Here is a 253-nt window from a genome sequence, read left to right on the forward strand (position 1 = left end):
CGTGTTCCTCGGACCGGTGTTTTGCCTCCAGCTTCCTTCAGATTCCGCATCGCCACGGACACCCTTGCTCTTGGCTAACCTCTACTTCTGTCTTCGGGGTTCGGGACTTGCACCCTATAGTTCATACTAAAGTGTACCCTTTGTAAAGGACATTTTGAAAAAGCCTAGGCAACTTGTTGAAGCTGCTGTCTGTATTTTACAGGCGGCAGCTTTTTTAAATTCCACTGACCTCGATAATGATTGTAATACGTCA

Annotated in this window: 1 protein-coding gene; it reads right to left on the reverse strand. The window is 46.6% G+C overall.

Annotated elements, in window-relative coordinates:
• Positions 1 to 164: 164 nt before the first annotated feature.
• On the reverse strand, positions 165 to 253 hold an 89-nt coding region (locus C9J37_RS29595; protein ID WP_327440797.1), incomplete at its 5' end, for an IS3 family transposase.

This window comes from Lysinibacillus mangiferihumi, from assembly GCF_003049665.1.
In the GTDB taxonomy this organism is placed as follows: domain Bacteria; phylum Bacillota; class Bacilli; order Bacillales_A; family Planococcaceae; genus Lysinibacillus; species Lysinibacillus mangiferihumi.